The organism is Nocardia sp. NPDC051911 (assembly GCF_040681035.1).
Taxonomy (GTDB): domain Bacteria; phylum Actinomycetota; class Actinomycetes; order Mycobacteriales; family Mycobacteriaceae; genus Nocardia; species Nocardia sichangensis.
Genome location: NZ_JBFAXY010000003.1, coordinates 123,572 through 143,723, shown reverse-complemented (window position 1 = coordinate 143,723; position 20,152 = coordinate 123,572). Strand labels below are relative to the sequence as shown.

Annotated in this window: 22 protein-coding genes; 9 read left to right on the top strand and 13 right to left on the bottom strand. The window is 65.8% G+C overall.

Annotated elements, in window-relative coordinates:
- Positions 1–142: 142 nt before the first annotated feature.
- Complete coding sequence (locus AB0L97_RS05325; protein WP_364425456.1) at positions 143–655, bottom strand: FAD-dependent monooxygenase; 513 nt, start codon at positions 653–655, stop codon at positions 143–145.
- Here AB0L97_RS05325 and AB0L97_RS05320 point away from each other — a divergent pair.
- Positions 589–1,143: a TetR/AcrR family transcriptional regulator C-terminal domain-containing protein gene (locus AB0L97_RS05320; RefSeq protein ID WP_364425454.1), complete on the top strand. Its 555-nt coding sequence runs from the start codon at positions 589–591 to the stop codon at positions 1,141–1,143. The genes AB0L97_RS05325 and AB0L97_RS05320 overlap by 67 nt on opposite strands.
- A gap of 632 nt (positions 1,144–1,775) precedes the next feature.
- Positions 1,776–1,982, top strand: coding sequence for a hypothetical protein (locus tag AB0L97_RS05315; RefSeq protein ID WP_364425452.1), 207 nt, complete (start codon positions 1,776–1,778; stop codon positions 1,980–1,982).
- Between the two features lie 411 nt (positions 1,983–2,393).
- Here AB0L97_RS05315 and AB0L97_RS05310 read toward each other — a convergent pair whose 3' ends face one another.
- Positions 2,394–2,849, bottom strand: coding sequence for a DUF6802 family protein (locus tag AB0L97_RS05310; protein ID WP_364425450.1), 456 nt, complete (start codon positions 2,847–2,849; stop codon positions 2,394–2,396).
- A gap of 362 nt (positions 2,850–3,211) precedes the next feature.
- Entirely contained in the window at positions 3,212–3,853 is a 642-nt protein-coding gene (locus AB0L97_RS05305) for a maleylpyruvate isomerase family mycothiol-dependent enzyme (protein ID WP_364425448.1), read from the bottom strand.
- 71 nt (positions 3,854–3,924) lie between these two features.
- Between AB0L97_RS05305 and AB0L97_RS05300 the strand changes: the two genes are divergently transcribed.
- Together AB0L97_RS05300 and AB0L97_RS05295 are read left to right on the top strand one after the other, a co-directional pair.
- The gene (locus AB0L97_RS05300) at positions 3,925–4,851 is read left to right on the top strand and encodes a MerR family transcriptional regulator (protein ID WP_364425446.1); all 927 of its coding nucleotides are present in this window, start codon (positions 3,925–3,927) and stop codon (positions 4,849–4,851) included.
- Between the two features lie 536 nt (positions 4,852–5,387).
- Positions 5,388–6,980, top strand: a complete 1,593-nt coding sequence (locus tag AB0L97_RS05295) for an HD domain-containing phosphohydrolase (protein WP_364425444.1) — start codon at positions 5,388–5,390, stop codon at positions 6,978–6,980.
- 209 nt (positions 6,981–7,189) lie between these two features.
- Here AB0L97_RS05295 and AB0L97_RS05290 read toward each other — a convergent pair whose 3' ends face one another.
- The 3 genes from AB0L97_RS05290 to AB0L97_RS05280 all read right to left on the bottom strand — a co-directional run bounded on the left by AB0L97_RS05290 (position 7,190) and on the right by AB0L97_RS05280 (position 10,101).
- Positions 7,190–9,004, bottom strand: coding sequence for an ATP-binding cassette domain-containing protein (locus AB0L97_RS05290; protein ID WP_364425442.1), 1,815 nt, complete (start codon positions 9,002–9,004; stop codon positions 7,190–7,192).
- Positions 9,005–9,261: 257 nt separating this feature from the next.
- Entirely contained in the window at positions 9,262–9,489 is a 228-nt protein-coding gene (locus tag AB0L97_RS05285; RefSeq protein WP_355078095.1) for a hypothetical protein, read from the bottom strand.
- 414 nt (positions 9,490–9,903) lie between these two features.
- Positions 9,904–10,101, bottom strand: a complete 198-nt coding sequence (locus AB0L97_RS05280; RefSeq protein WP_364425440.1) for a hypothetical protein — start codon at positions 10,099–10,101, stop codon at positions 9,904–9,906.
- A gap of 788 nt (positions 10,102–10,889) precedes the next feature.
- Here AB0L97_RS05280 and AB0L97_RS05275 point away from each other — a divergent pair.
- Entirely contained in the window at positions 10,890–11,375 is a 486-nt protein-coding gene (locus tag AB0L97_RS05275) for a hypothetical protein (protein ID WP_355078097.1), read from the top strand.
- A gap of 207 nt (positions 11,376–11,582) precedes the next feature.
- Here AB0L97_RS05275 and AB0L97_RS05270 read toward each other — a convergent pair whose 3' ends face one another.
- Positions 11,583–11,741, bottom strand: coding sequence for a hypothetical protein (locus tag AB0L97_RS05270; protein ID WP_364425724.1), 159 nt, complete (start codon positions 11,739–11,741; stop codon positions 11,583–11,585).
- Positions 11,742–11,856: 115 nt separating this feature from the next.
- Here AB0L97_RS05270 and AB0L97_RS05265 point away from each other — a divergent pair, with 115 nt between their 5' ends.
- Positions 11,857–12,111, top strand: coding sequence for a hypothetical protein (locus tag AB0L97_RS05265; protein ID WP_364425437.1), 255 nt, complete (start codon positions 11,857–11,859; stop codon positions 12,109–12,111).
- 13 nt (positions 12,112–12,124) lie between these two features.
- Here AB0L97_RS05265 and AB0L97_RS05260 read toward each other — a convergent pair whose 3' ends face one another.
- The 5 genes from AB0L97_RS05260 to AB0L97_RS05240 all read right to left on the bottom strand — a co-directional run bounded on the left by AB0L97_RS05260 (position 12,125) and on the right by AB0L97_RS05240 (position 15,133).
- Complete coding sequence (locus AB0L97_RS05260; RefSeq protein ID WP_364425435.1) at positions 12,125–12,613, bottom strand: hotdog fold domain-containing protein; 489 nt, start codon at positions 12,611–12,613, stop codon at positions 12,125–12,127.
- Between the two features lie 27 nt (positions 12,614–12,640).
- Positions 12,641–13,288, bottom strand: a complete 648-nt coding sequence (locus AB0L97_RS05255; RefSeq protein WP_364425433.1) for an enoyl-CoA hydratase/isomerase family protein — start codon at positions 13,286–13,288, stop codon at positions 12,641–12,643.
- 11 nt (positions 13,289–13,299) lie between these two features.
- A complete protein-coding gene (locus AB0L97_RS05250; protein ID WP_364425431.1) occupies positions 13,300–13,917 on the bottom strand; it encodes a helix-turn-helix domain-containing protein in 618 nt (205 codons plus the stop codon).
- Positions 13,918–14,090: 173 nt separating this feature from the next.
- Positions 14,091–14,600, bottom strand: a complete 510-nt coding sequence (locus AB0L97_RS05245) for a putative immunity protein (protein ID WP_355078110.1) — start codon at positions 14,598–14,600, stop codon at positions 14,091–14,093.
- On the bottom strand, positions 14,597–15,133 hold the full coding sequence (locus tag AB0L97_RS05240) for a putative immunity protein (RefSeq protein ID WP_364425715.1): 537 nt from the start codon (positions 15,131–15,133) through the stop codon (positions 14,597–14,599). Before AB0L97_RS05240 ends, AB0L97_RS05245 begins: the two co-directional genes overlap by 4 nt.
- A 634-nt stretch (positions 15,134–15,767) precedes the next feature.
- Here AB0L97_RS05240 and AB0L97_RS05235 point away from each other — a divergent pair.
- The 3 genes from AB0L97_RS05235 to AB0L97_RS05225 all read left to right on the top strand — a co-directional run bounded on the left by AB0L97_RS05235 (position 15,768) and on the right by AB0L97_RS05225 (position 18,677).
- Complete coding sequence (locus AB0L97_RS05235; protein WP_355078112.1) at positions 15,768–16,667, top strand: AraC family transcriptional regulator; 900 nt, start codon at positions 15,768–15,770, stop codon at positions 16,665–16,667.
- Positions 16,668–16,812: 145 nt separating this feature from the next.
- Positions 16,813–17,193: a peptidase inhibitor family I36 protein gene (locus AB0L97_RS05230; RefSeq protein ID WP_364425428.1), complete on the top strand. Its 381-nt coding sequence runs from the start codon at positions 16,813–16,815 to the stop codon at positions 17,191–17,193.
- Positions 17,194–17,435: 242 nt separating this feature from the next.
- Positions 17,436–18,677 (top strand): hypothetical protein, encoded by a 1,242-nt coding sequence (locus AB0L97_RS05225; RefSeq protein ID WP_364425426.1) that lies wholly within the window; start codon positions 17,436–17,438, stop codon positions 18,675–18,677.
- Positions 18,678–19,255: 578 nt separating this feature from the next.
- On the opposite strand, the gene AB0L97_RS05220 is transcribed toward AB0L97_RS05225, so the two are convergent.
- A complete protein-coding gene (locus AB0L97_RS05220; protein WP_364425424.1) occupies positions 19,256–20,140 on the bottom strand; it encodes a hypothetical protein in 885 nt (294 codons plus the stop codon).
- Positions 20,141–20,152: the final 12 nt, after the last annotated feature.

Genomic DNA, 20,152 nt, shown 5'->3' with positions numbered 1-20,152 from the left:
AGTGCGCGGTAGGGCGCAGTTCCGTCGAAGAGCGTTAGCCGGAGAATCTGGATGCATCGTCACCGTGCGGCCCACGGATTGCCTTACCCATGTCCGGATGGGGCTTCGAGGTCAGCCAGAGTCAGCACACCTTCGGTTTGTGTCAGGTCGGTTCTGTCTGCGGGGCGATGGCGGGCAGCGCCTGAGGTTGAAGCGGACGGCCTCGGTGCCGCATTCGAGCATCTGGCGCTCGTAGTCGCCGATCGCGCCGAGGAGTCGCGGCCGCCGGTGCGGCAGCGGCGGAGCAGGTCGGCGTCGCGCAGGCGGTGTTGGCGCCGTTGCCTCCGGTCGGTGAGGTGGCGTGGATGGCATCGCCGAGCAGCGTGACCGGACCGGGCGACCAGCGTTCGCCGGGCTCGACCACTCGGATGGAGAGCAGGGTGCTGTTGTCCGGATCGGCCTGTTCGATCAGCGCCCGTAGGTCGGGGTGCCGGCCCGGCATCCTGGACAGCACGGCCTCTTGTGGGGTCGCGGCGCCGAGTGAGCCGTTCGGCGGCACGATCGTGGCCCAGCGCACGTAGTCGCGCATATCGGGCAGGGTCAGCTCGGGTGCCAGCGCCTCGGCCGCCCCCTTCGGCGGGGTACGGAAGCGCATCGCGCCGAGCAGCAGGCTCACCCGTCCCCGTCAGCGGGCTCAGCGCAGAGATCGTAATTCCCGAACCGGACCCGGCCACGTGGCGCAGTCAGCTCCTCGACGTGTTCACCCAGATCCGCGACCGCTACCTGGAGTACCCCGGCGTCTCGCGCGCCGCACTGGCCATGGTTCCCACCAACCTCGAGGCGTTGCGGGGCCGGGAGGGGATGTTCGCGAGCCTGCTCGCGGGCGGGATCGAACCCCGGATTGCCGCCTGGACGCTGGACACACTGTCCCTGTACGTCAGCGCCTACGCCCTGGAACAGTCACTGGTCCAGCACCGCCGGAAATACCCGGATCAGGAGTACGTAGTCAGCCGCGCGGAGCTGGTGCGCCGGTTCACCGCGCTGCCCGCCGACACGTTTCCGCAGGCCCGGCGCTATGCCGCCGAGCTGATCTCCGGCACCGAGCCCGACCGCTTCGCGTTCACTCTCTGCCTGATCATGAACAACCTCAGCCCGTCAGCCTGACAAGTTCTCCAGCCGGGCCAGGATGCGACGGAGGACACACTTCTACCAGTGCTTCCGTCCTTCTCGACGGTCGACCGCGCCGTGGGCGATCAATCGGTTGCGGGTGCACCTGGTCCGCCTCTGGGCGTTGTCGAGAAACACCCGCCGAGCACCGCGGTGCACAGCATCCGCCCGGTCGATGCCAACGGCCGCGTGATCGACAAAGCCGTGTTGACGGCGCTGGACTGGCGGCCCGGGATCTGCTGTCGTGGCGGATCGCCGGCGGGTTGATCGTGATCACCCGCCCTGGTTACGGCCGCCGCGGTGTCAGCAAGTAGGGGCACCTGTCGCTGCAGGCGCCGGTCCGTCGCGGCGCGGGCATCCGCATCCACGACCGGGTCCTGCTGGCCGCCGACCCCCACCAGGCGCCGTTCGGCCGCGCTGAGCCGACCCGTGATCACTCCGTGGAGTACCTGTCGCGGCAGGTACTCCACGCCAGCCCTGCAATCAATGCCACAACTCCGAAAACAACCGTGCTGTCACGGTCAACACAGTCCTTCTTCGGCCACCTTGTCCTCGACACCGACGGAACCTGCACCTGGCCAACGTATTTCAGGCGCGGCGCAGTAGTGTCACGCTATAAACTCCCCGTCATGGTGAAGTATCTGATCAGTGGGGCGATGATCGCGGCCTTCTCCTTCGGCGCGGCCGGTTCGGCGGCGGCCGATGAAACCGTTGACTACTACCCCACTCACGGAGCCTGTGTCGCGAATGGGGTGGCTAAATTCGGTCAAGAAGAGCTGGGTAAGACCTGGTTCTGCCGTCAAACCGGCAGCCAGTTCGAACTGTTTCGCCGCTGAGGGGGATACGGTATCGGGGTGGTTCCGCGCCCGCGACGAGATCGATTCGACAACCATCCGCGTGGTGTCGTGCAACGAGTGTCGGCGCAGTTCCGACCTAGCCCAACCCGGCGCTGCCGCACCCTCCCTCAACGGGATGGCTTGCCAACCGATCTCAAAAACTCCTCGTCCGCGAACCCCCGCGTCGCCACGAAACCCGAACTCCAGCACACCGACCGATCTCATCGGCAGACCCGCCGAGCGCCGACCCAGCCCATCCGCAGCCCGAGCCGCTGCAAGATGTCTTCGTGGTCAAGCCATCGTCGTTCTTTCAGTCACAGCTTTCGCATCCAACCACTGCAGCTGTGCTGACTCATGAGGTTGGTTCCGCGATGGCGATCTCGAACGTCAACTGTCCGAAGGCGGCGCCGCTCACATGCCCAGCCGCCCCTGATCCGTCCGAATCCACTCCGAGGTTCCGTCCGGGTGTCGATGGAACTCCCAGGCGGTATAGTCGCCGTCGTTCTCCACCACCTTGACGTGATCGGCGAAGCCGTCGTGATCGACGTCGGTCCACACCTGCATGGCATCGTCGCCGGTGATGGTCACGCTGTCGAGCAGACCGTCTTGGTCGATGTCCTGGGTGGGATGGTGCAGCTCGACGGCGCCGAGGCCGCCTAATTCGGAGTGCGCGTCGATATGCGGTAGATCCAGTCCCGGCAAATCACCCGACGTGACCATGGCCCCTGCTTTCTGGCGCCATGCCTTCGAAGAACTCGGCCAGCATCGGCCCAGAGTATCGAGGTCTTGCTCGCCATTCAACACCTGGTATGACTGATCGCCGAATTCCAAGCCAGCCCAGTTGCTGCCCGCGCTGTCGACCCACAACGGACTCCACACACCCACCGCCGATACCACCGAGCGGCGAGGCCTTCGACCGCGAACTGCTCTACCCGCCAGCGGTATTCGACACCTTCGGCCAATTGTTCGGACGGCTGCACGACGGCAGGGCGCCGAAGAGGAACGGACCAAAGATCCTGTACTCCCGGCCCCTGATCACCAGCCGGTGCTCGCGTCCTTCTGGACTGGTTCCCACCACTCGGCGAGGGCACGCGCCAGCCATTCACTGGCTGCGGTGCCCTCCCCGATGTCATGGTGCACAGCGTAAGTGCCATGCAGACGCGTTCGTATATTCCGATACTCTGCCCCTGCGACGGGCGCGGAAGACACGAGCTCCGAATTGTCGCCGGCTACCGAAGGTTCAGTCGCGGGACGCCCTCGCCCGTGAGGTGCTCCCGACCGGCGCGGCGACCGGTGATCAGTAGGAGCAGGGAGGCGGCCGGGCCTTCGACGAGGGGTCCGGTGCCGACGGTCCAGCCGGTGTCGGTGTCGATGAGGCGATACCGGGACAGCTCACGGGCTCGGAACCCATTCGTTTCCCAGATTCTTTCGAGAGCCGATCGCGCGGCATCGACGGGCATCGGCCGATTGAGGCCGAGGGGCACCGCGATGTCCTGGCCGTGAACCAGCAGGTCCATCAGTCGGTCGGCGGCGGTGGTGCCGATCGGCGTCGCACGCAGCATCATCCCCTCGCGCAGCACGGCGAGCAACTGGGTGGACGTGGCGCGGTCGGCGAGACGGATCGCGGTCTCCCGGATGGCGCGGTCGAAGTTTCCGCGGGCACGGAGCACGTTGACCAGAATCCAGGCGAGGCCAGGGTTCGCGGAGAGCACGATGTGGGCGACGACATCACGGACCCGCCAGCCCTCGCACAGGGAACTGTGGTTCCAGTCGGACTCCGACAGAGTTTCCAGAAGCTCGACGAGGCTCGCCCGCTCGGCGGCGACCGCTCGCCACATCCGGTCGTTCGTCATCGTTGTGCTACCGGTCATCGGCTTGCTCCTTCTCAGCGGGGGTGTGCCAGTACGGTAGGAACTCCACCCGGGTGGAGGTTCCAGCAATCGTGACCGACGACACACGACATACCGGCTCGGTGAGCATCGGGGAGTTGTCGCGGCTGACCGGTGTGCCGGTCCGCACCATCCGCTTCTATTGCGATCACGGGATCTTGGATTCGCACCGCACATCCGGCGGACACCGGATCTTCGATTCCGGCACCGCAGTCGATCGGCTGCTGCTGGTGCGCCGGCTCCGTGCGCTCGGGGTGTCCTTGCCCGCGATAGCGGACGTTCTCGCCGGCACCGTCCCCCTTGCCGACGCGGTCGCCGCCGAACGTCGCGCGCTGGACACCGAACTGGCCGCGTTGGCATGGCGGCGTGCGTCGTTGCGGGCTGTCGAAGACGCCACGTCGGCCCAACGGGCCGCTCGCTTGGAAGTGCTGGCCGCAGTCCAGGACCGCCACCGCACACACGACGCGATCGTGGCGTTCTGGCGACGCGTACTCGCACCCATCCCACCGGGGCTGTTCGACGAGTTCATCGCGATGAACGTGCCCGACCTACCGCACGACCCACCTGTCCTCCACATCGCCGCCTACGCCGAACTGGCATCTCTCCTCACCGTTCCCGCGCTCTACACCGAGATCTCACGCCAGTTCTGGCGATCGGACCGGACTGCCATCCGCCACCAGCGCGAGCTCCTCACCGGCGTCGCTCAGGCATGCCAGGCCGCAGGCCACCGGCTGCTCACCGGTCAGCCGCCTCGGCCCGGCCTCGAGCTCGACCAGTTCGTCGACGCCCACGCCGCCGCCCGCGGCACCCGCGACACGCCACAGTTCCGCCAGGAACTACTCAGCGGCGCAACCGACGCCGATCACCGCGTCCTCCGCTACTGGCGCCTCACCGACCGGATCACCAACACCCCCACCGTCGGCGCCGCGCACCACTGGCTCTACCTCGCACTCACCCGATCCGTCGACTCACCCAGCTGACGACACGGCGCCCGGAGCGCCTTCCACGTCCGCGCATTGCCTCGACGCAACGCCGCCGTTTTCGCCCCCGTGGAACTCCGGCGACCCGACAGATGAGGGGCGACGCCGAGACGTGCGCGGACGCGGACTATCCCAGGGCGGGATACGGGACTTTCTCGCTAAAGTGTTCCGGCGGTTTCCCTGGGAGTGTCTGATCTCCGGTCGATCTGATCTCGGTCTAACTGGCCGAGCCTGAGGGTCACCTGCTCCCCACCGCCCACACCCGCCATCCGGCTCCCAAAAGTGGCGGCGGCCGAAATCGTCGAAACGCTGCGCCAGTGGGGCGCCCACTCCCAGATCGTGGACGGGCAGCCGTAGAGGGCCTGGTAGAGGTCTGCTTTGTCGGATCGGGCAGCTGATTCACGACGTCGGCGTGTGTAAGGCACGTCCCTGAATCGGCATCGGATGGCTTGATCTTGCCGTGGGGCCCGCGGGCTGATCAGGCCGGTGTCTCGTCTTCCGCCGAGATGACCGTTGTTCGGGTGGACAATGGGAAGATGCACCCGCACGGGACGCTGCCCGGCTCGCGGAAGGGTCTGAGTAGAGCTGAACTGCTGGCCGCGATATCGCTTGCGATCGACCTCGGTCTGGGTCAGCCGATGGAACACATGCTTCGGTCGTCCTTGATCGCGACACGGATCGCCGAGCGGATGGGGCTCGACCTCCAACAGCGAGCGACCGTGTACTACGCCAATCTGGTCGGGTGGATCGGTTGTCACGCCGATTCCCACGAACTCTCCGCGCTCTTCGGCGACGACATCGCCTTCCGGGCCGACACCTACACGGTGGACATGACCGGCCTGCCGTTTCTGCGGCTGATGATGAGTCATGTTGGACGCGGATTGCCGGGCTGGGAGCGCGGCCTCCGTGCCACCACCTTTCTGGTCGCGGCTCGCGGCCAGGTCGCCACACTGATCCAGTCGCATTGCAGTTCCGCCCGGGTTCTCTCCGATCGGATGGGCTTGGACGGGCAGGTCGGAAAGGCGCTGGCCTATGTCTTCGAACGCTGGGACGGCCGGGGATTGCCCAACGGTTCTCGCGGCGAGGATATCCCGGTCGAGATCCACATCGCTCACGTCGCAGACGTGATCGAGGTACACCTGCGGACGGGTGGGCTCGAGCACGCGAAGGATGTGCTCCGTTCTCGGCGCGGCAGTCAGTTCAGTCCAGCCGTGGCGGCGGTGTTCGATCGTGACGCGGCGGCCATCGTGGACGGGTTACTCGAAATCGACGTATGGACCCACGCGTTGGCCCGAGCACCGGATCGTGACCGAACCCTGACCGCCGAGGAGAGCGACGAGTTACTCGAGGCTATGGCTGATTTCGTCGATCTCAAATCTCCTTTCACACTGGGGCATTCGCGTGGCGTCGCGAATCTGGTGGCCGCGTCAGCCCGACACCTGGGCATGTCGCCGTCGGACATCACGCTTCTCTACCGTGCCGGCCTAGTGCACGGCCTCGGCAAAATGGGAGTGTCCAATCAGATCTGGGAGAAGAAAGGGCCGCTCACTACGGCTGAATGGGAGCGGGTACGGATGTATCCAGATCTGACCGGCCGGATACTGAGCCGAGTTAACGGCTTGGAGTCGGTGGTGCCCGTCGCGATGAAGCACCGGGAACGGATCGACGGGTCCGGCTTCCCCCGGGGGATCGCCGGCGCGGAGTTGACCGCCCAGGACCGGCTGCTTGCCACGGCGGAGGCTTATCAGGGACTGCTGGAGCCGCGGCCCGACCGGCCGCCGCTCGATCCTCGCGACGCTGCCGATCAGTTACACAAGGAGGCACGTGCCGGACGCTTCGACGCCGAATCGGCTGCGGCCGTGCTTGCGGTGGCCGGTCCGCGGATATCGCGGCGGACGCCCTGGCCAGCCGGGCTGACCGACCGCGAGGTGCAGATTCTGCGACTCGTCGCGCAGGGCCGCTCGAACCGAGAAATCGCCGCCGAACTGTTCATCGCCGAGAAAACGGCACGGAACCACGTCGAACGCGTCTACACCAAGCTCGGTGTCAACAACCGCACGCAGGCCAGTCTCGCCGCGATCGATCGGGGTCTGGCTGGCTTCCCGGTCAACGCGGCCGTGGAAGATTGAAGCAGTCGGACCGATCACCGGTTGGCCGAGCTGACAGCGCGCGTCCGGTTCGTGGCCCAGGCAGCGACTCGGTGCCGTTTCGGCCCTGCACTCGTACCGACGGGCCGGTCTGGACGTCAGACTGTGCACGCGGAAGTGCGGAACTGCCGCACGCCCGGGTCCCGCCGACATCTGTTCAGACATATGGCGGGACCGACTGCGCTGGGCCTTCATCGCCGGGACGCGCCGGGCCGGGATCGACGATCCAAGACCCATACCGTGGCCAGCATGAGGCCACCGGCAAACGAGGCGAGCGCGATGAGACTGGCGCCGGTGCCTCCGTGGAAGGTGTCACCGTAGGCGGACATGGCCGGCAGCGTGGCGGTGTACCGGTCGAGATCCAGGTCGCGACCCAGCGCTTCGAATGCGTGGCGGTTGGATAGGCCGAGACTCATCAGGCGTCCCGGGAAGGCCATCTCGTCAACGGGGACTATGGCGCCACCGAACAGAACCTGAGGGAAGCAGAGCATCGGCAGGGCGAGGGCGGCCTGCGCGGCATTGGAGACCGCGGCCGAGGCGAGCAATCCGAGGGCCAATGCCGAGGCCGCCTCGATCACAATCGTCAGAAACAGGAAGGCGGACACGTCCCACCCAACGGCGGGGAGCCGACCGAGCGCCCGCAGCACACCGAGGAGCACCGCGCTCACTCCTGCCAGCACCGGAAGCAGCGATGTCACCTTGGATGTCACGTAGGCGCCGACGTTGAGTCCGGCCAGGCGCTCCCGCCGGAAGACGGCCATTTCCCCGACGATCTGGAGCAGGCCGTACGTAAGGCCGAAGAAGAAGCCTGCAAATGCGATCCAGAACACGATCTGGGCCGGGCCGAGGTCGGCTTCGCTATGCGGATCGAACGCGCCGCGCTTGAACAGCGTCGCCATCATCGCGGTGACCAGCACCGGTGACCCGAGCAGGACCGCCAGGGTCAGCCGGTTGCGAACGAGAACATCGACATTGCGTTGGGTAAGTAGCCACCATTGCCGGACCGGGCCCGTGCGCTTCACGTCTGAACTGGTGGCAGGTGCGGGCATTAGAGCCGAGCCGAGCCGGGCTTTCGACTGCCCACCGCTGTCCGCGAATCGCTTCGCCCAGATCTTGGGGGTGTGCTCACGAGCCAGCCGGTCGTACACCTCGGCGAGATCCTCCACGCCGAAGTAGCGCCGAGCCTCGGCCGGGCTGCCGGTGAAAGCCAGGTGGCCGTCGCGCGCCAGAAATACCACCCGGTCACACCGGTCGATGCCGGCCGGCTCATGCGTCGTGAGGACGACTGTGACTCCGCGCTCGCTGAGTCGGCGCAGCAGGCGCATCACGTCGGCGGCGGTCGATGGATCGAGTCCGGAGGTGGGTTCGTCGAGGAAGAAAAGGTGCGGCCGGGTCAGTAGCTCCACGGCGATACTGGCCCGCTTGCGCTGGCCGCCGGAGAGCGCACGGACCGGCACCTCGGCCCGATCAGCCAGGTCGAGATCATGCATAGTCTCTTCGACCACCTGGTCCGCCTCGGCCGCCGATGTGCCTGCGGGCAGCCGCAGCCGCGCTGCGTAGCGCAGCGTGCGGCGCAGGGGCATCTCAAGGTGGATGATGTCCTCTTGGGGCACGTAGCCGATACGGGAATCGGCGCTGACTCGGGCCCCGCGCACGACGCCGTCATGCCGAACCTCCCCGGCAGATGGTGGTCGAAGTCCCGCGAGGATCTCCAGCAATGTGCTCTTTCCTGCGCCACTGCCGCCGGCAATGGCGACCAATTCGCCTGGTTCGATCGACAACGACAGCTCCTGGAGAATTTGCCGCGTCCCGACCTTCCTGCTTACGTTGACCGCATCGACCCGCCCGCCGCCCGGCACGCCGAGTGCGTGATCTGAAGTACGCTTACCGCCTCGCTCGACGGTCGGTGGTTCGAATGTCGATTCGGTCGTGACCGGTGATCTCCGTGATTCCTGAACTTGCTTTGTCATGCCCTGATCATCGGTCCGCCGCCTCCGTGGTCGCATGAGGCGTTTGCCTCAAATACGCCCACCAAGAATCGATCACCCCACCGGGCAGCGGGCCCACGCGCTAGCCCGAGCGACAGGGTGTGCGGGGTAGCCGGGTCGGGCTGAGCGTGGTCAGCTGCCACAGCAGCAGTCTGGACCACCTCACGTGGCTGATACCCGACCTGACCGCCTGTACACGCTCCCAGCTGATCATCCGTCTCCAGCACCCGGCCGGGGTGAACGTCTGCTCGGGCGACGCTATCGGGCGCGGATATCTAGGCGCGCTGTTCGACGTCCAGGACGTACTCGAGGTCGCGGATGCGGTCGGCGGCTTCCGGCGAACAGCAGATGACGACGCGATCGGCGCCGCAGAGCTCGACGGGCTCGGCATCGACGGTCTGCAGCCAGTCGAAGAACACCCCTCGAACGCCGCCGTGTGGCGCACTCTCGTCGCGCAGGTATGGGTCGAGGCGAACGAGGTAGGTCCGGTCGCGCACCGCCATGACGCTCTCCTCCGATCGTCCGACAACAATCGACATGCAGCGTCCGGTTGTCCCTTCAGGTGACTCTCATCCGTCCGCTGTTCGCCGTTTTCGGTGTTCGAGTGTGATACCCAGTTCATGCGGCCGCACGCGATCGGCAACAGAATGCCCGGAGGCGGCCCAGTGCCAAGAGAACGGACGGTGGTTCAGTCTGGCTTGACGGCATCCCAGGGCACCCACTGTCGGACACCTCAGTCAAACCTGCCTGCACCGGTGGAGTGCATGTATTCGATCTGCACTGTTCGTCGACGGCGCGATCGAGGACGGCAGCGGCGCCGAGTTCGGCTCGACCGGGTAGCGACCTCTGCGGGTGCGTCACAGGTCGTTCTCACCCGGATCATGCCCCGGGCAGCGTCCTTGGGTGCCGAGTTTGTTTCAACGCACACCTACCGCACCCTGCTCGACCACCTCGTTACCGGTGCGCTCTCGTTCCTGCTGTCGGCCGGACATATCCGCTTCTCCCAGGCCGCCGAGGCGCGACGGCGCGTTGCCGAGGATCGCCCACTCGGCCGGGTCTTGCTTGATGTTGCGGCAGCTGGTCTGGTTCACCGATCGCGCGGCAGGACACGCCATGGAGCTTGCTCGGTGTCGGTTGTTGCCAGAGGTGGGCAGTGCAACCCGCTGGCGGGCCGCGGTGAGTGTTTACGCTGCAGCCAGCGGTCCGCAAACGAGGCGCCGAAGCGCTCGAAACCTTCCCGGGCCAGCCTATGAGAGCCCTGGCGGTGACCAGGAGAAAGAGGGTCTGAAGTGAATTTCTTGTCGATTCTGTCGCTGCTGCTCAGCGCCGGAAGCAGCGTACTGTCCCTCGGCAGCAGCGGGCTCTGACCGCAAGGATCCGACCTCGCTGACACACCGATCCGACTGGGGCCGGATGGCCCGACATCAATCGAACGAACTGCTTCCGCATGGTGCCCGGCCGGTGAGCGCTTCCGCGCCGTGCGGCGTGGGGGTGGGTCCGGCCACGGTCGGATCGGGCCGGGTAAAGGTTGCTGCTGGTAACCGGGTGCCGGGACAGTATGAGGGACCAGAGTGCTTCTAGCCGCCTGCGACGTGGTGCGAGCGCCAGTCCGTTTTCGATCAGGTCGGTGGCAATCACCATCGTCCGGCGAACCAACATTCCTGGTCGCGCGGCGACGCTATGAGGTGACGCCGCCCTTCCGCGACAGGATGGGACGCATCGGCATTCGGTGCACGCGGCGCGTGAGCGCCTGCGACGACAACACTTTCGAATGAGTGCCAGCATTCCTGGTACCCGCGATGGGCGAAGCGATCCCGACCAGTATCCATGCCAGACGTTACAGTGACTCTACTAACGCGACGACTGTTGTAACACCGGCTGCCGGTGATCCGACAAACCGGACATGTCTCTCAATCGCAAACAGCCGCAACGGTTTTTGGCTCGCGCAGGTGTCACCGCAGCGTTGACCGCCGCCGGGATGGTCGGGTTCGCCGCGCCATCTCCCGCGGTACCGCATGACCCGGGCTTTCCGTTCTCGCCGACGCTGACGCGCCTGGTTCCGACCAGCTGCTCGGCGATCATCGACGCGGTCACCGTGCGACAGGAGAAGGCCGGCACATTCGGCGTGCGGGTGAACGTCACCCAGACCGGGGAAAACTGCTCGGACTGGAAGGTCGCTGTGCGCTTCAAGAACCTCGATACCGGGTACGCGGACGGGCAGCAGCACCGCGTCGTGAACGGTGTCGTTCAAGACACGGTGGACGGCGTCATCGTCGGTTTCGGCACCGCTCCGGGCGTCGGCCGGGTGGAGGCTCGAATCGTCGCGCTGGACTCGAACAACAGGGAGATGGAGCAGATCTCGGGTACGGCGACGTTCACACTGAACTGAGCGCAAGTGCCGTCTCCACGGTACCCGTAGAGTGGTCGGCCGCCGAGATAGCGGCCCTCGACTTGCGCTTGGGCGGCCATAGCGGCGCGGACGCGGATCTCGATGCGGTTGCGTTCGCCTTAGGGACGGCTGCACCGATGTCCGGGTCGTCGGCGGATCTCTCTTATGACCTGCCGCCACGGCGATCCGGTTTCGGGCGATCCACGGCTACTGCTGTTTCGGAGCGGCTGCGCAGTCTCTCCGCCGCGCCTCGCGACCGAACGCGTCACCACCGGACAAACCCTGCTGGATCAGCCTATACGCCTCGCCGACGGACAGCACGCCGTCCATGGCCGAATCGATCAGCGCATTGGATTCGATCGCCACTCGCGGCTGCCTTGACCGACCTTTCAGCTCACGCTCCCTTTGTCAGTTGAGTAACGAAGCGCGGGGGGGAGAGTAGGCTCGGCCAAGGCTGGAATTGTTGCCGGCAGCCTCGCGCATGCTGATCATCTTCCTGCCGTTCGTATTCATGTCCCTGTCGGGATCCAATCCGGAATCAGCCATACTCAATGGGATCGCCGTTATCGGCTTCCTAGCGCTCATTGTGAGCCTCTTCCTCGCGGCGAATCCCGCGGGAAAACGCCTGGCCCTGCACGATCTGGCAACTGGCAGCCGGGTGGTACGCGCGGCCAAGCGAAAGATCGAGTCGTTTCTGATCACCTGGTTCGCGCAGCGTGGTGCCAGGGGCTTGTGAGCCGGTGTGGGCGTCAGCGTTTCTTGGAAACGTGCATGGTGATCCGGGCGGTGACGAAGGCTTTGCCGTCGGCGTCGAGGATATCGACCGGGACGACGAGTTCGGTGGGTTCGTCGCCGAAGTCGGGAATGGGGTCGAGGGAGGCGACGGCGGTCACTGCGGTGGTTGCCTTGGACTTGTATTCCACGGTCATGCCGACCGGGATCCACCGGTGGGTGGCGGGGATGGTGGCGTCGGTCATCATGCCGCCGGCGAGCTCGGCCATGTTGCACGAGGCGATGGCGTGGTAGGTGCCGAGGTGGTTGTGGACGCTGCGCCGGTTGGGGGCGCTGACCCGGCACAGTCCGGGTCGCAGCTCTTGGAGAAGGGGGTGCACGCTGCGGAAATAGGGGGCTTTGAAGCAAAGCGCCTGGGTGAAGAACCAGTTGCCGAATGGCAAGCGCTGCAGTGTGTTCCAGAGCGCGAGATTGGTGCCGGCCGGCTTGTCCGTGGTGATTGTCATCGACGGTCTTCCTCGGTTCGAGCGGTGTCAGCGCAGTGCGGTGGTGACCGCGCTGTACATGGTGGTCTTGATGGCGGCGAGGGTGGCGGGGTCCTTGCCGAGAATGGGGGTGAGCCGGGTTGTGGAGGTGGTGAGGACCTCGGTATCGGCGGCGGTGGCGTCGACGAGCCCGGCAGCCAGGGCGTCCGGACCGTTGAAACGGTAACCGGTGGTCATCGCTGTCACGGCGGCCTGGGGGCCGAGCTTGGCCTGGATGAGCGCGGCCATGCCTGGAGTGAAGGGGATGTTGATGTCGACCTCGGGAAAGCAGTAGTAGCCGCGGTCTTCACGCATGACGCGGTAGTCGTGGGCGGTGGCCAGCATGGCGCCGGCGCCGAAGGCGTGGCCGTTCACCGCGGCGATGGTGGGCAGCGGGAAGGTGAGGATGCGGGCGAACAGTTCCTGGACGCGGCCGACGTACCATTCGGCGCGGTCGCCGTTGGCCATCAGCCAGTCCAGGTCGAGACCGTTGGAGTAGAACTTGCCGCTGCCGGTGGTGACCAGCCCTTGCGCGTCGCGCTCGATAGCGTCGAGGTGGGTGTTGACGGTGTCGAGCCAGTCCGGGGAGAAACGGTTTTCGTCGTCGCCGAGGTTCAGTACGGCGATCTTGTCCTGGTAGTGCAGGTTCGCGGTCATGGTGTTTCCTTTCACTTCGTTGTGGTGGGGTGCAGGGGTACGGCCAGTACCGCGCGGACCGCCGCGGCGAGGCGTTGGCGCACTGCGGTATCGGGGCTCCGGCGGCCGCGCAGCAGCAGCGCGGTGGGCAGTTCCACCACGCAATCACGGATGACGGCGACGGCCTCACGGTCGGCGCGGTCGAACACGCCGCGCGACAGATTTACGAACAGCTCGGTCAGGGTCTGATCGAGTCGGCGTAGTTGCTCGGCGATGTCGTCGGGGATCTCGCTGGAACCGAGGAGTTCCCGGCGGGGCACGGTCAGCAGGAAACGCCCCGAAACCGGCTGCTGCACCAAGAATTCGGCAGGGGCGTCGGCGGCCGCGACGACCGCCTCGACGGCACCCCCGTGCGCCAGTGCATGATCCGCGGCCTCACGCTGCAAAGTCAGAAACCGCTGCGCGGCGCGCAGCCAGACACGTCCCATCAGCCCGGCGCGGGAGCCGAAGGCGTGATAGATCGCGCCATTGGACACCGACGCGGCCTCCGAGAGCGCGCGGACGGTGACCGCAGCGGGTCCGGAGTCGACTGCCAACCGTTCTGCGGCATCCATGAGCTGATCCAGAGCGTGTACACGAGGGCGGGGCATGGCCGGAGCATAACAGAGCATTCGCTCCGTAACTACGGACAGTCTGTCGATGTTGAATTTCCCAGCTGAGGTGGAAGCCCGCACGCACCGCGTTCGCGGTCCCTTCGAAGACCGGATCACCCTGACCGGAAACTGCCAGGACAGCGGTCGATACGGCGGAGATGCTGTGCGGCTCAGTCGGAGAAGACCGACCAGCAGATGCTGTTGCGCCGGGCCTGGTCTTCGAGGACCAGGGCGCGGATGGGGTCGGTGAGCTGGTCTCGCTGCCAGTCACGCTCGATCCGGCCCGCCTGGGGATTGCCGGGATGCGCGCTTCGAACGGCTTTGATCGCGTAGGCGGCGGCACCGAGGTCGTGTTCGGCGACGTGTCCAACGCATGCGGCTTGTCCGGCGGCGTAGGCGGCGAACCGGGCCGCGCCGGTCAGCGGGCGGGCGGCGCCCATCGCGTGTCCGCCTGCTGCCCGGGCTTGCATCATCGGCATGTCGCCTCGCGCCCACGCTCTGGCGGCGGCGATGGCGTCTCGTGGGCGTGGATCGTCGGGCTGTTCGTGCTCGAAATGGCCGAGAACGTGCTCGGCGCATGCCGCCGCCCACAGCGCGAGCAGCTGATGGTCGGCATCGGTCAGGCGGCCACCCCGACGGATCGTCACCATCCGGGGGTCTCGGACCTTGGGCAGGATCATCGCCGCTCCGCCCCTCGCTCGTGCCGCGGTGACGGGGTGCGCTCATCTCGCAGGCGGTTGTCGAGCTGGTGCACGAGCTGGCTGACCCGGTTCGTGCCGGCGCCGATCCTCGGATAACGACGGAGGACGTCGATCACCAGTGGCGCCGCGAGGTCGACGATGCGCTCGACCGAGTCGCCGTATTCGTCGCTGGGGCGCAGCTCGAATACTCGGATGGTGTGCGCAGACGCGCGCAGGATGTGGTTGACCTGAGCGGCATCCGCCAGCGGATGCAGATACGCCGATGCGGCGGCATCGCCCGCGGCCATCGCGGCGTGAAACGGCACGGGCGCCGCCGCTTCTCGCCCAGCACGGTGGGCGGCAGGTGCCGTCACCCGCTGGGCGCGAGAGCGGCGGCCTCCGTGGACGAACGCGGCTGCGGCGGCGAGCGCGTCGCGGGGTCTGCTGTCATCGGGGTGACATGCCTCGAACAGCGGAAGTACCTGCTCTGCCGAGGACATGGCAAAAGCCGTCACTGCCCTGATCTCGTCCATGGTCAACGCGAAGTCTGGGGTGCGTTGCTTGCGCCGGAGGGGAGGCTCTGACCGGAGGTTCACACCCTCCGATCGTAACCTTGAACGTTCGATTGAACGTTGTGGTCACCTAACCAGGGGATGCGACCGTAAACCCTCAAAGCGATGCCACGTCAGCCGCGAAGGACCGGACCGCCGAAACGAGTATCCCCACACCTGAGACGGGCCCACCCGTCCAGCGCCGCTTCCACGCCATCGGACCATTGACCCCTGGTCGGAGGTGTCTACGGTCAGCTTCACGTTCGGGTTGAGGACGCGCAGGAGCGCTTCGAATCGCCGCCCAGGGAAGGCTTGGACGATTTCTCGATGATCACGACCGAGGCCCGTCGGCTGATCTGTGGCTTGGACGTTGCGACGAGCCCGGCTGGCGATCATCTTGGTGGCATCGGTCGATCTACCCAAGATCTCGCCGATTTCCTGGAGTGTGAAACCGACTGCGTGCCCGTAGGTTTCGGCGGACAATACCTTAGATATCCACTGATCCAGGTCCGTTCGCGCGGTGCCTGCTGCTTGGAGGGCAGTCGGGATGTTCGTAGAACCGCTGTCGAGGCATCGCTATTTTCGGACCGCCGACCCCGAGGTGGCCCGGGCGGGGATGAGCGGCATTCTGCGTGAGCACCGGCTCGATCCGAGCGCCTCCACCATGGAGGCCAGCTGCAATGTCGTCCGGTACGGCGATGTCGGCCTGGTCTACAAGCATTACGGGGTTCAAGTTCGGATCCGGACCGAGCCCATCGAAACCTTCCGCCTGGTTCAGATACCGCTGGCCGGGTGGGCCCGGGTGCTCAACGGGACCGCGGATATCGCCTCCGACCCTGCGGTGGCCTCGGTTCCGGACCCGGACGCGCCCCTGGACATGAACTGGCACGAGAGCAGCAGGCAACTGCTCGTCCGATTCGACCGTGCCGCGTTGGACGACCATTTGCGGCGGATGCTGGGCCGGCCGCCGGATCGTCCGCTGCGGATGGCCGTCGCCATGCAATTGCGGTCACCGGCCGCCCGGACCTGGTTCGAATCGCTGCGCATGCTGCAGGACGACGCCGAAGGCCCCGGCCTGTTCCTGGATTCGCGGCTGCGGCCGCAGATCGAGCAGCTGATGATGTCCCAACTCCTGCTGGCCCAGCCGAACAGCTATACCGAGCTCCTGCTCGACGACGCACCCGGAAAGTCGACGCCGCGTCCCATCCGCCTGGCCGAACAACTCATCACCGACCATGCGCACGAAATGCTCACCATCACCGACATCGCTGAGGCAGTGGGACTTTCGGTGCGGAGCCTGCAAGAGGGCTTCCGGCGATACCTCGACACCACACCGACGGCGCGATTGCGTGAAGCCCGGCTGGTGGGCGTGCACACCGCGCTGGCCGCCGCGGACCCCACCATGACCACGGTCGCGGCGGTGGCCGCGGACTGGGGGTTCTGGCATCTGGGCCGTTTTTCAGCCCTGTACCGACGGCGATGGGGTGTGCCGCCGTCGGTGACGCTGCGCGCCTGAAACGCCGCGCCGCGCCGAACCCGCCGCGCAGCCCGGATAGAACTCGCGCGAGGTGGATAGTCGCGGGCGGTCCGGTCCACCATCATGAGTGCGGCGCATTTCCGCCGCACCGATACTCGATCCCATCGGCTTCGAAGGGTCAATCATGTTCTCACTCACATTGTTTCGTCGTCTCAGCGTCGCGGCGGCGGCTACCCTCGCGGTCGCTGGATACGGCGCGGCCCTCGCGCCGGCACCGGCGTCGGCGGCTTACGACTGCCCGGGCGGACTGTTCTGCGGCTACGACCACCGCAACGGCACCGGCATGTTCGTGCAGGTCGACAGCAACTGCCTGCTGCACGACATCGGCAACGAAGGAAATGGAGATCGTCTGAGCTCGTACTGGAACCGCACCGGGAAGACGGTCGGCGTCTACAACTGGACCGGTCAGGAGTGGCAACTGCTCGTCTCGGTCCCCGACAACAGCAAGGGCAATGTGCCCGCCGACGGTGACAACAAGGCCGATGCCCTGTGGGTCTGCGGCTGAGTTGAAATTTACAATAATCGGTAAACCCTCTCGGCGCGCAGCCGGGAGGTTTACCGACCGTCCGCGGGCGACGACGTCAGGTCGCGGACAGGCAGATTATTCGCCCGCAGGTGTGGTGGATCGTCTAGACTCCTATACACAGCTACCGGTTCGGGATGTTCTGTCCCGACTTAGCGTGTGAATTCGCGTCACCGCTTTCTCCTCTCTGTTTCGGATGAAACTCATACGGTAAGGAGCGGTACATGACTGCACAATCCACGACGATCAATGAGCCGTCTCTGCAAGACAAGATCACATACCAGCTGTGCGAGTACGCGAATCTGGTCAACAGCATCAGCAAAGAAGACGGCGACCTGGAGGACACCCTCTCACAGAAGATCCAGCAGTATCTCGACACCAACCGGGACGTCATCGGAGGGTGGGAGATCGTCTGGGGTCCGGGAGTCGCGCTGTTCGACACCGACTTGTACGCGGTCAACGCCCTGTACATGGTGCGAAGCACAGAGGATCCCTCCCGGTACGTGATCGCGATGGCCGGCAGCACCGACGCACTGGTGTTCGACTGGCTCGTCGAGGACTCCTTCATTCTCCAGACGCCGTGGTTCGCGAATAATGCCGCCTGGCACACGATCGGCACTGCTATCGGGGTGAAAACCCTCCTCAATATCAAACCCTCAGGCCAGCGTCCCGGCGCCGGTCACACGTTGCCAGAGTTCCTGAGTTCGCTCGGCGACAAGGCGATCGACCTGACCGTCACCGGCCACAGCCTCGGCGGTGCCCTGTCACTCACGCTGGCGCTGTTCCTGCGCGACACCCAGTGGCTCTGGGACAGTTCCGAAAAAGCCAGGATCAGCGTGCTCTCGACCGCCGGACCGAGTTTCTGCAATCAGGAATTCGTCAACTACACCACCCAACGCCTGCAACGAGTTCGGCGCTACGCCAACGACCTCGACATCGTCCCGCACATGTGGAATCCGCCCGATATCGATGGCGCCAAGGCTCTCTACTCCAAGAACAACCAGCCTGCTCCCGGTGGTATGCAGGTTCTGTTCGAAGTGCTCGAGATACAGGCATCCGTATCAGGCCAATACGCACACTTCGACCCCGCCAGCGGCGTATTCCACGGCACGTTCAACGATAAGATCAATCAAACGCAAGGCTCGACGCCGGATGATTTGTACTTTGCGCAGGTCGGGTACCAGCACATAGGCGGCTACCATGAGTTCTTCGAAATCGGAGGCGTGCAGTGGCCGCAGGGCGTCGTAGCCCTCCCGCCGGTCGGCACCGACGCCGTGATGAACCGGGTCTTGGCCTTGGCCGGTCTACCGCTCGGCGACGGTGCCGGAAAGGTACTGGCGAACCATCGGCCGGCGACCGTCCCGCTCAACGGACAGCCCGTGGAGCTGCCCACCGACCACGACAGCCCCGAAGCCAAGAACTTCGTGGACCGCGTCACTGCCGAGTTCAACCCCACCTCAGCGTGAACTGATGCCCGTGCCCCGCACTCGGTGGCACGCGAGCTCCGATCCGGTACAGCGCGAAAGCGCTCCGACGGGACAGGGCGCGGCGGTCGATTCCGGCAGGCGGTCTCGGCGACTACAGGTCAGTCGACGAGGTCCGGCGTCGGCAGTCGGCCGCCACGACCAGCTTGTGTCCCCCAATGATTCGAGCCACTCGATGATGAGGGCCAGGACGAATCCGTTTGCGATTGGCGAGCTGGTCGCGGCATTGGGAATCACAGTTCGAATGTGTTCGCGGCACAAGAGAGTTCGATCCGACGCTGCGGCATCGCATGTGCGGCCAAGGTCGGAGTCCCGCCCGTCCCAGCAAGAGCACTCGCAGCCTGGGATCGCAGACCGGGCCTACTCCTTGGGACTGCCCGAAAAATCGGCGTCGAAAAGCTGTGAACTCTTTTGAACCCGCAAACTCCTGCAAATTCTCCGCGTCTGAGAACGGATGTTCTCCAGACTGGAGGTGTTGGGTCTGGCGGCTGGCTGGCCGACACCACCCGCCAGGCCCAACCCCCTCGGCTGCACGCCCTGGTCGAGCTCTCGCCGACATCTCAGTCCTTCGGCGCGGAGTTGATTGTGTCGCCGTACCAGCTCAGATCCGAATTCTCGGCGACCTCGAAGGCCTCGAAACGATCGTCGGCCACAACCGCGTCGATCAGAGCCCGTGAGCCGGCGACGATCGTGGAGTCGAAGTCGATCTCGCTGGCCACGACCCATGCGTGGTCGGCGGGCCAGAGCAGCTGGGGCGTCACTCCGGGGAAGTCGGTCGTCCATCCCAGGCCCGCCGCATGCACCCAGCTGGGGTCGGCGAGTTCGGAGAGACTGGTGTCGAACAGCATGAAGTCGCGTCCCGGCCACCGCAGGAAAGGCCCGGTCCGGACCGCTCGTCTGACCTGTGGCGCGACAGACGCTGCCAGCTCGGCGTCGATTCGAGCTCGCTCGCGCTCGAGGTTCTGCGGATCGCCGTCGGTGGACGCGACGAACACCGCACCCGAGGATGTGTTCAGCTCGCCGAATCCATTCCACACTCCAGCCGTCACCTCTTCCGGTGCCTCGGTGGCTGCGCGAAGGTGGACGGTGAGCGCGGCCAGCAGACTCGGGTCGAACCACCCCTCGACGGTCTGGCCGACTTTCCAGCCGTCATCGAACGACATCGCCGCTTCGTCCTCATCGTCGGTGAGGTTGCGCCACTGCACCAGCGGATGCATCACTCTGCCGTTGCGCACGGCGACCTCGGCCCACGACCACTTCGCCTCCTCCACGATCTCGGGACTACCCCACTCGTCGGTGACCGTGACATCGCGGCGGGTCGCCTCGACCGGGTGCAGGATCCGCGCATAAGCCTCGAAGCCGGTACCAGCGACGCCGCCGACCCCGTGTTCGCCGACGCGCGCCAGCAGCCACCCACCACGCTCGAAATCCGTTGTGAACTCCACCCAGCCAGCTTA